The sequence below is a fragment of the uncultured Gimesia sp. genome, from assembly GCF_937919775.1.
In the GTDB taxonomy this organism is placed as follows: Bacteria; Planctomycetota; Planctomycetia; order Planctomycetales; family Planctomycetaceae; genus Gimesia.
Map to the genome: position 1 here is coordinate 1 of NZ_CALFPF010000524.1, position 10230 is coordinate 10230.

The window sequence follows — 10230 nt, forward strand, 5'->3', positions numbered from 1 at the left end:
TAACTGTCTATCTCAGTACTTTCCGCCAAAATTATTAAAACATTTGTAAGTCAATCGTAACGATTAGCTTTGCTTCCATTTTGGGTTCGTATTGACTAAGCTTGAGAAATAGAAAATATCATAAGTTCTTTATTATTAACACCTTCAGTGATGGCGAGCTCTTATGGCCAAACCTTTGGTAGTCATTAATGTTGTAGGGCTCACCCATGAAATGTTGGGAGAACGGACGCCGCACTTAATGCGTCTTGCAAATGACGGGTTTTCCAGACCGATGGGAACAATATTACCTGCGGTAACCTGTTCCGCCCAGTCGACACTCCTGACTGGGCTGATGCCTCGCGAGCATGGAGTTGTAGCCAATGGCTGGTATTTCCGTGAGCTGTCTGAAGTGATGTTCTGGAAGCAGTCAAATAAACTCGTGCAAGGTGAGAAGGTTTACGAAGCGGCAAAACTCAGAGACCCTGCTTACACCACTGCGAAATTGTTCTGGTGGTATAACATGTATGCTCCTGTAGACTGGTCTGTCACTCCGCGTCCCAGTTATCCGGCTGATGGCAGAAAGGTCTTTGATTCTTATAGCCAACCTGAAAGTCTGAAAGACGAATTACAGTCAGAGTTAGGCGTGTTTCCTTTATTGCGGTTCTGGGGACCTGGCGCGGACATCTCCAGTTCGCGCTGGATTGTAGATGCCTCAATCAAAGTCTTTCGGGAGAAGAAACCGAACCTCACCTTAGTTTATCTACCTCATCTCGATTATAACCTGCAGCGCCTGGGAGTGAGTGATCTTGCCATTGATCAGGATATTCGGGACATTGATCGGGAAGCAGGCCGCTTGATTGAAGTCGCTCAAACGGCTGGCGCTGATGTCGTCGTGCTCTCCGAGTATGCCATTACTGATGTTTCCAAGCCTGTGCATCTTAATCGGATTTTAAGAGAACGGGGGTGGTTGCGGGTCAGGAAAGAGGCCCTGGGCTGGGAAACTCTGGACTGTGGTGCTTCGAGTGCATTTGCTGTTGCCGATCATCAGATTGCTCATGTTTACGTCCAGAACCCGGCTCAAATCACTGCTGTCAAATCTGCGCTCGAAGTTGAAGACGGCATTGAAATGGTACTTGATCGCAGGCAGCAAGCCGAATTTGGCATCGATCATGAGCGGTCTGGAGAACTTGTGGTGGTAGCAGCTCCCGGGGCCTGGTTTACATATTATTTCTGGTTAGATGATCGAGTTGCCCCCGACTATGCGCGGACTGTCGATATTCATCGCAAACCGGGATATGATCCGGTTGAACTGTTCGTTGATCCGAAAATACGATTTCCGAAATTACGAATTGCCCACAGACTGGCCCAGAAAAAACTGGGTTTTCGCTACTATATGGATCTGACCAGTCTGGATGCGCGGCTTGTCAAAGGCAGTCATGGTCGATTACCCACGCCGGGCAAAGAAGAGTCAGAATCGCCTGTGTTTATCAGCTCTTCTCGATCCATCGAGCGAGATCAGATTCCGATGACGGCTGTCAAAGACCTACTGCTGGAGTTGCAGTTCGGAAAATAATCGTTCCCAATCCTGGTTCCTGAGTTCCCTGCTAACGTAGCATTTGCCGTATCTTAATCTGAGAACGGGCAATTCCGAAATATTTGGCCCCAGCACCGTTCAGGTTACCCATCTTTACAGAATCGGCATTGACTCAAATCTGCATTCTGATGATGATTCTGCCGCCTGTGAGAATAGCAGATCGCATTAACTGAACTGGGTTTATATCAATATCTGAAACGTCTGATTTATGTCTTATCATTTAATCAATACCATTCAAAAATTAGGGCACCCCAAAATTCTGGTCCTGGGCGATTTGATCCTGGATCGATATATCTGGGGAAATGCAGAACGCATCAGTCAGGAAGCGCCTGTGATTCTGTTACGGGAAGATACTCAGGAAGTTCGTCTGGGAGGTGCCGCGAATGTTGCCAATATGCTGATTGGTCTTGAGTCTGAGGTAACAATGGCGGGGGTAATCGGCAGCGACCTGGATGGCGCCGTGATCCGAGAGGCGCTCATCGAGAGAGGCGTCGATTGTTCGGCGATGATTAATGATGCCAGCCGTCCTACCACTGTCAAACAACGCTTCATGGGGCGCGCACAACAGAGGCACCCTCATCAGATTCTGCGTGTTGATCGCGAAGTAAATACTCCGCTGGATCAACCCACGTCGGAAGCATTGCTCAATCAGATTCTGCCGGTTATTTCAGACCACCAGGCAATTCTGGTGAGCGATTATGCTAAAGGAGTCTGCACTCCCGAGGTTCTGGCGCGTGTATTGGAAGAAGCGCGAAGGGTCGGCGTCCCTGTCATCGTTGATCCCTGTCCGGGAAGGGATTATCAGATCTATTCCGGCGCAACGGCAATCACGCCTAACAGATTGGAAACGTCCCGAGCAGTTGGCTTTGATGTGAGATCACAAGAGGATGCCTTTCGCGCCGGTCTGCAGTTATGCCACGAGCTGAATCTGGAGTATGTGTTTGTCACACTCGACAGCGATGGAATTGCTTTGACGAAGGCCGATGGTTTTACAAAGCTGCTGCCAACGCGTAAACGAGAAGTGTATGACATTACCGGTGCCGGAGATATGGTGCTGGCGATGATCGGCGTGGGTAGTGCTGCCCGATTCGATCCCGTTGATCTGGCCCGTCTGGCGAATGTTGCCGGCGGTCTGGAGGTCGAACAGATTGGTGTGGTCTCGATCAGCCGTGAGGAAATGATTGCCGACCTGCTGATGGGTTCGCGTGCGACCAGCGAAAAAGTATTGCCACTGGAAGAACTGAAGCGACACGTGATGGCGCGTCAGAAACTGGGGCAGAAAGTGGTTTTGACAAACGGCTGTTTCGATGTGATGCATGTAGGGCATGTGACCTATCTGGAGCAGGCGGCCGCCGAAGGGGATTGTCTGATTGTGGCCGTCAATAGTGACAATAGCGTACGCTCCTTAAACAAAGGTTCGGACCGCCCCATCTTTGGACAAGCTCATCGTGCTTCCATGTTGGCTGCCTTGGAAGGCATTGATTATGTTGTCATCTTTGATGAATCCACACCCTGTGAGTTAGTCCGTGCACTGAAGCCCGATCTGCTGGTGAAAGGGGGCACGTACAAAAAAGAAGAGATTGTAGGTTGGGAAATGGTTGAGTCTTATGGAGGCCAGGTCAAAGCGCTTGGAATCACGCCTGGTATTTCCACCACACAAGTTCTTGGAATCATCCGCAGCAATCAGCAGGAAAATGAATCTGCTGCATCTTCACCCAATTCTCCCATTGAACCTCCGAAACGAAAAGCCGGATGAAAATTGCTGTTTTTTTACCAAATTGGATCGGTGATGCCGTAATGGCAACACCTGCGCTTCGGGCAATTCGTCACCAGTTTACGGACGCAGAAATTGTGACGCTTCAGAAGCCTTATGTCGCAGACGTTCTGGACGGACTGAATTTTGTTGATCGCAAGATCTCCTTGTCTGGTCAGCAAAATCTCGTTTCTCGTTTTCAATTTGTGAAGCAGCTGAGGCGCGAGCGGTTCGATCTGGCAGTTCTGTTTCCCAATTCATTTCGTAGTGCCTGGCTCTCATTTCTGGCAGGAATTCCAAGGCGAGTCGGCATTAATCGTGACGGACGAGGCTGGTTGTTGACTGATGCACTTCCAGCCAAAGACAAACTGGAACCCCATCCCGCGATTGACGAATACTTGCGGATCGCCGCTTATCTGATTGAAAAAGGTAAAACGGAATCAGAAGTCTCGCCGGCTTTATCCCGTTCAACGGAACTGGCAGTAACGGATGCCGACCAGAAACGCTGGAGCTCGTTTCTGGAAAGACAGTCTGTTGAATTCAAAAACCGATCTCTCATTTGTCTGAATCCTGGTGGTGCATTTGGCGCCGCCAAGCATTGGCCGACTGAGCATTTTGCTGAGCTCGCTCACCGAATTGCCTCAGAGCTTCAGCGGTCTGTTTTAGTCGTCTGCGGACCGGCTGAAAAAGCAGAGGCATTGCAGATTGTCAAACAGGCCGACCATCCATTGGTCAAATCCCTGGCAGCAGAACCACTCCATTTAGGGCTCACTAAAGCTGCGATTCAGCAGGCCGAATTGCTGGTCACAACCGATTCGGGCCCCCGGCATTTTGCAGCTCCTTTTCAGGTGCCGGTCGTGACTCTGTTTGGACCCACACACATTTTGTGGAGTGAAACGTTTTATGAACGTGGTCAGCATTTACAGCTTGATCTGGATTGCGGGCCCTGTCAGCAACGTGTTTGCCCTCTGGGACATCATCGCTGTATGAAAGACCTTAAAGCCAATCAGGTATTTCAGGCAGTCGTGTCCCTCTTAAAGCAGCAACGGGAACAAGCCGCCTGAAAATCAATTCAGGCAGCCCAGGATGAATCCTGGACCGATAAATTGCCGGATTTGATCTCCAGATTTTCCAGACCCGGCTCGGCCCGACTCTCAAAATAGATTATCTGCCAGGCCATGAGAGGAATGATTCCCGCAGGTAAAATCGCAGGAGACCAGACCGCGATTGGCAGGAGCAGGCGTTCGACTCCGCCGGTACCCAATGGAATCAGCGTGAGCCAGGCGAGAGATGCCAGCAGGGGGTGGCAGTGTTCTTTCAAGCTGACAATCAGAGCCCAACTCGCAATCGGGGCAGCCAGCAGGAATGTCAGTCTTTCTGTTCCGGGACCGACCATCAATTGCCAGCAAACCCAGGTCGTGAGCACACCTGTAAAATAGGCTTCAGTGGAAGTGGCTATTTTAGCCAGTCTGAGACACCACAATAAAGCCAGTCCGGCCATTCCCAGTTGCATGAGTGTATAAACGCGGTCATCCACATAGGTTCCAAAGTGTTCGGCGAGCGTATAAGCATCCCGCAAGCCTGCTTGTCTGAGTGTCCGGTAGGGGCCCGTTAATAAGGCATACCAGTCCTGATACTGTTGCATGACGACTGGTAAAGGACGCGTAAAGAAAGGGGGGATGAATAACAGAGCACAAGCGGCAGCAAAGCGACCTGTCAGTTGTCGGGGAAACCGGGCCATTAATAACAGGGCCAAAGCGGCCGGCCAGAGTTTGATATGCACGGCAGCAGCCAGAATAAAGGCAGCGGCCCACCAGCGTTCTTTCTTAAGGGAAACAACAGCGAAAACAGCCAGTGCGAAAACGAGCGAATTGCTTTGAGCCGACCAGATGGCGCGCGCGGAACCGGCCAGTGTCAGTATCAGGAAGCAGGCTTCCTGGAACTTCGACCAGTCGCCCGGAAAAATTTCTTTGACCAGCAATCGCAGCGCATAAACAAGCAGTGCGATATTGAGTGCAGACCACAGCATGCCGCCGAATGTCGCAGGCAGGATGGCAAAGGGAGTAAAAGCTAACGCAAATGTCGGGCTATAACGAAAGCCGGTTTTCTGAATTTCATTATCGTACAGACTGCGGTCGGCCCACCAGTTGATTGAGGAGTCGGCAAAGCAGGGATAAACGGATTTATTCTCAGGTTGAAGAACGAATTTCACGCTGACAGCAATCCAGAGTACTGCCCATAAAATCAAAGCTCTTTTGAGCCAGATCGCGCCGGATGTTTCCACAACCAGTGGGAATTTAAAATTCAAGGGACTTTGTGAGAATTGATGCATGCCAGACCTGATGAATGAGTGTCTTACATGGAAAGACGGAGGGATGATATCGGAAGCATAAAACAGACTGTGTTTTTATTGCTTTTAGCTGATTGGGGCAAGATCAATCATTCAACGGCAGCTTGATGAGTCGAATTTTGCAGCTGTTTTTTTAACATCCGAAAGAATGTTTTTCGCTGTTTGCGAGAAAATGTTTCAATGGCATTGCGTATACAAATGACCTGAAGGGAGACAGGGAGGGTTTTCTTTTCATGGATCGGCTGAATTGCCAGACGGTCGAGCATACAGACGATGGCATAGAGTGGAGAATGGCAGGTGCGTATGCCAACAGGGTCAATGAGCCACAACGTGGGCTGTGCCTGCGAATCGCAGGCTGGCTTGACGACCACGTTTTCCAGTTTCAAATCGCGATGACGTAATTGCGATCTCGCCAGACGGCGGACGATCTTACCGAGTTCTTTCGCAATCAAACATTGTTCCGCGTGTGAGCAGTTTGTATCGGATTTCAGCAGGTCCCATGCCGTGGAACCATCGATAAAAGGCATTTCCAATTGGAAATAATGATCCGATTGATAGACGGGGGTCACAGGTTGAGGTGTATTTACACCTGCGGTCAATAGTTTCCAGGCACCGGTCAGTTGACGTTGGGGTTGAGACTGGTTGAACAGTGATTTCCAGCGAAGTTTCCAGGTGATCGGCCAACGCTTGAGTGTTGTCAGACCACGACCGGGAATATCGATCAGCCATACGGAACGTAAGTCTTCTTCTTTGAGACAGCGAATTGTCGTATAAGTGGCACTGTCATCGAATAATTTGAAGCAGGCATTTTCTTCGAAATGGGAATCGGACAATTTCACCGGGGCTTTTCATGTTTTTGTTGATTGCCCTTTTCGAGACGGCAGAATCCTGCCAAACTCTTGGCAATCTTGATGGAAACAGAGTCGTTGATCATAATTTGAATGGATCAAGTCTCCTCTTTTAACAGGAACGCGCGCGGTTGACAATCTTGAAAATAGTCCAACTCTCCTGTTATGCGTTGCATATTCTTTAAAAGTCAGCTTTATGTCGTTATCAGTAATTATCATTGTAAAAAATGAAGAGTCATCGATCCGGGAGTGTCTGGCTTCGGTTGTCTGGGCGGATGAAATTATTGTTCTGGATTCCGGCAGCACAGATCAGACTGTCGCGATCTGCAGAGAATATACAGACAAAGTCTATGAAATGGATTGGCCCGGTTTCGGCCCGCAGAAAAATCGCGCTTTACAATACGCCACAAAAGACTGGGTCCTCTCGATTGATGCCGACGAGCGGATTTCATATGACCTGCAAACCGAGATCAAACGCTGCATCCAGGTGCCGGGGCGGTACGACGCCCACACAATGCCGCGCCGATCCAATTACTGTGGCCGTTATATGAAACACAGTGGCTGGTGGCCCGACCGTGTCGTGCGACTCTTTCGAAGGGGCAAAGCAAAATTCAGCGACGATCTGGTTCACGAGCGAGTTCTCGTGGAAGGCAAAATTGGGAAATTGAAAGAGCCCATCATTCATGAATCGTTGCTGACTCTGGAGCAAATCCTTAACACCATGAATTCCTACTCTTCCGCGGGTGCGAAAATGATGGCCGAGGAAAAACAGAAAGCCGGGCTGACAACGGCAATTTTCCACGGACTGTGGACGTTCATCCGGACTTATTTCTTTCGCGCGGGTTTTCTGGATGGCCGGGAAGGCTTTATGCTGGCGGTCTCGAATGCAGAAGGCACCTATTATCGTTATCTGAAACTGATGGTCATTAATCGCGAGCATCAGGAAGAAATCTGATTATTTCATGGCTGGATTAGCTGTCATCATTACGACTTATAACTGGCCTGCTGCGTTGGAGGTCGTGTTAGCCGGTTATCTCGCTCAACAGCGGCCTCCCGCCGAATTGATTATTGCCGACGACGGATCAACAGAGGAAACACGAGCTGTCATTGATGTCTTTCGCGAACAGGCTCCTTTTCCAGTGAAACATGTCTGGCACGCAGATCAGGGCTTTCGCGCGGGCGCAATTCGGAATCGGGCGATTCAGAATTCGGAAGCAGATTACATTGTTTTCACAGACGGAGATTGTATTCCTGCGCCCTGGTTTTTGCAGCAGCATCATCGTCTGGCTGAACGAGGCTGGTTCCTGTCGGGCAATCGGGTTTTATGCTCGCAAAACTTCTCGCAGGAAGTGCTCCGGGAAAAGACGCCGCTTCATACCTGGAACTGGCGTCAATGGCTCCGCGCCCGGCAACACAAACAGATTAACCGTCTCTCACCATTATTCAGGATTCCTTGGGGACGCTGGTATCGCCATCGTCTGGCGAAAGAATGGGAAGGGGCGAAAACCTGCAACCTTTCCGCCTGGAAGGATGATCTTCTGGCCGTGAATGGTTTTGATGAAGATTACACCGGCTGGGGCATGGAAGACTCTGATCTCGTACTGCGTTTGATCAGAAACGGTATCTACCACAAAGATGCCCGTTTTGCTGCTCCCGTGTTTCACTTGTGGCATCCGGAAAACTCACGTGACCAACTGGAAGAGAATCAACGGCGTTTGCAGCAGTTGATTGAGACAGACCGCATTCAGGCCAGAGTCGGTATCGCACAGGCTTCCTCTGTTTGAACTGAAAAGGCGAATCGGAAATATAATTTCGAACTATTCTTTCCGGAAAATTTCGACGAAGAATGCCCCGCGCGTCACACCATTTCCTTCATCCAGCCAGGTTTGCAGTTTTTTCTGCCCGCGTGGCAGCTCGATGGTGAACGTCGTCGACAGATCGCCTTCTGCCACGTTTTGCTCCTGCTTCTGATCTCCGATTTGAATGCGGGCGATCCCTTTTTTCAGTGGGTGATAGGCCGATTCAGGGCGGCAGCGTAACGTAATTTCATAGGTGCCCGGTTCTGCAATATCCACGATCCAAAATCCATTTGCGATCGGGTTTTTGGCGATCAATTGATGATTCCAGGGTACTTGTTCAATGGGGGCATGCCAATCATGGCAGGTCAGATGTGAAGGGTTTTCCGCCTTCGAACCAATGCCAATCGCGACATAACGACTGAACTGGGGAGTCAGACTGTTCCACCATTTTTCATACTCGGCGGTGAGATATTTAACCACGCCGGCATACTCGGCAGCGACGTTTTTGGTTTGTCCCGGATCCGACAGAATATCATACAATTCATTTTGACCAACCAGTCTCCAGCGTTCGGTCATGACAGAACTTTTTCTCCATTTTTCAGGAGATTCGATCCGCTGCGAGTGAACAACCAGGGTGCGGTTGCGCAAGGCCTCTTTTTTCCCGTTCAGGATCGGAACGAGGCTTGTGCCATCCAGTTTGAGTTCGCTGGAAATGGTGAGACCGCACAACTCGGCCAGCGTTGGAAGCAGATCGATATGGGCAGTTAACTGATTGACGTCTCGTCCACCGGTGAGTTTTCCACCCGGCCAATAGATGTAACAGGGAACCCGGTGCCCCCCGTCATACGCAGAACCTTTTGTGCCGCGCATGCCCGCGTTGAAGCCGGGCCAGATGTCAATGGTGACCGGCTTGCCTTTGGAAAGACGGCGTTGCTGTTTTTTGGAAAGGTCTTTTTGATCCGGTCGTTGAACGCCGGCTGCAGTGCCATTGTCTGTCATGAAGATTAGAATGGTATTCTCTTCCAGATTCCATTCTTTCAGGCGACTGAGCAATCGTCCCATGTTTTCGTCGACGTTAGTAATCATGCCATAAAAGGGAGCCATATTGCCAGCGACACCTTTGTCGGCGTAAGGCTCGCTGTATTTTTTATCAACCAGATAAGGGCCGTGAGGCGCATTGGTAGAGATGTAGGCGAAAAAGGGTTTTGACTTGTTGGCGTCGATAAATTTCAGCGCTTCATCAAACCAGATGTCCGTGCAATAACCCTTGAATTTTTCCGGCTTTCCCAGTCGGAGATAGGTATCGTCAAAATAATCATTTTGCCAGTCATCGGGAGTTTGTCCCACACCTCCACCACCATGTTGAACGACCGTTTCGAATCCCTGATCCTGTGGCCGCAACGGGTAATTATCACCCAGATGCCATTTTCCAAACAAGCCGGTCTGGTATCCGTTGCTCTTGAGAACTTCTGCCATTGTGACTTCATTGGTATCCATCAGGGAACGTCCCATGATAGTATGCCAGACGCCAGTGCGGGTTGAATAGCGGCCTGTCATCAACGCAGACCGCGTTGGTGCACAGGTGGGATCAACATGGAAGTTCGTTAATCGCAGACTTTTTTGATACAGCTGATCCAGGTTCGGTGTTTTGATCATCTGATTGCCATGTGCGGCAATATCCCCGTATCCCTGGTCATCGGTAATGACCAGAACAATATTCGGTTTCACCGCTGCAGGATTCTCAGCAAGGCAGTCAGTCAAGGTGACCAATAACAGCGAGATGAAGGTCATAAGGTGCAGAATTGGTCGCATAGCCTACTCGTCAAAGTGTTTTGATCTTCGGAGTGATTCAGATATAAATCGATTTTGGGAAACTTGTTTTTGTTTAAAAAATGATCTGATGGAAA

General features: G+C 49.7%; 8 protein-coding genes. 5 read left to right on the forward strand and 3 right to left on the reverse strand.

Translation table 11 applies throughout. From position 1 onward, the window contains the following. The first annotated feature begins 163 nt into the window (after positions 1-163). The 3 genes from Q0294_RS15085 (at position 164) to waaF (ending at position 4390) form a co-directional block, all read left to right on the forward strand. Positions 164-1552, forward strand: coding sequence for a nucleotide pyrophosphatase/phosphodiesterase family protein (locus tag Q0294_RS15085; RefSeq protein WP_299467095.1), 1389 nt, complete (start codon positions 164-166; stop codon positions 1550-1552). 229 nt (positions 1553-1781) lie between these two features. Continuing rightward, positions 1782-3329 (forward strand): bifunctional heptose 7-phosphate kinase/heptose 1-phosphate adenyltransferase, encoded by a 1548-nt coding sequence (locus Q0294_RS15090; RefSeq protein ID WP_299467097.1) that lies wholly within the window; start codon positions 1782-1784, stop codon positions 3327-3329. Further along, positions 3326-4390, forward strand: coding sequence for a lipopolysaccharide heptosyltransferase II (gene waaF / locus Q0294_RS15095; RefSeq protein WP_299467099.1), 1065 nt, complete (start codon positions 3326-3328; stop codon positions 4388-4390). The genes Q0294_RS15090 and waaF overlap by 4 nt, the downstream gene beginning before the upstream one ends. 8 nt (positions 4391-4398) lie before the next feature. On the opposite strand, the gene Q0294_RS15100 is transcribed toward waaF, so the two are convergent. Both Q0294_RS15100 and Q0294_RS15105 read right to left on the reverse strand, forming a co-directional pair. Continuing rightward, entirely contained in the window at positions 4399-5658 is a 1260-nt protein-coding gene (locus tag Q0294_RS15100; protein WP_299467101.1) for a glycosyltransferase family 87 protein, read from the reverse strand. A 107-nt stretch (positions 5659-5765) separates the two neighbouring features. Next, the gene (locus Q0294_RS15105) at positions 5766-6515 is read right to left on the reverse strand and encodes a hypothetical protein (protein WP_299467103.1); all 750 of its coding nucleotides are present in this window, start codon (positions 6513-6515) and stop codon (positions 5766-5768) included. Positions 6516-6720: 205 nt separating this feature from the next. Here Q0294_RS15105 and Q0294_RS15110 point away from each other — a divergent pair, with 205 nt between their 5' ends. After that, positions 6721-7479: a glycosyltransferase family 2 protein gene (locus Q0294_RS15110; RefSeq protein WP_299467105.1), complete on the forward strand. Its 759-nt coding sequence runs from the start codon at positions 6721-6723 to the stop codon at positions 7477-7479. A 7-nt stretch (positions 7480-7486) separates the two neighbouring features. Then, the gene (locus Q0294_RS15115) at positions 7487-8308 is read left to right on the forward strand and encodes a glycosyltransferase family 2 protein (protein WP_299467108.1); all 822 of its coding nucleotides are present in this window, start codon (positions 7487-7489) and stop codon (positions 8306-8308) included. Positions 8309-8341: 33 nt separating this feature from the next. On the opposite strand, the gene Q0294_RS15120 is transcribed toward Q0294_RS15115, so the two are convergent. Then, entirely contained in the window at positions 8342-10051 is a 1710-nt protein-coding gene (locus Q0294_RS15120; RefSeq protein ID WP_299467110.1) for an arylsulfatase, read from the reverse strand. Positions 10052-10230 lie beyond the last annotated feature (179 nt).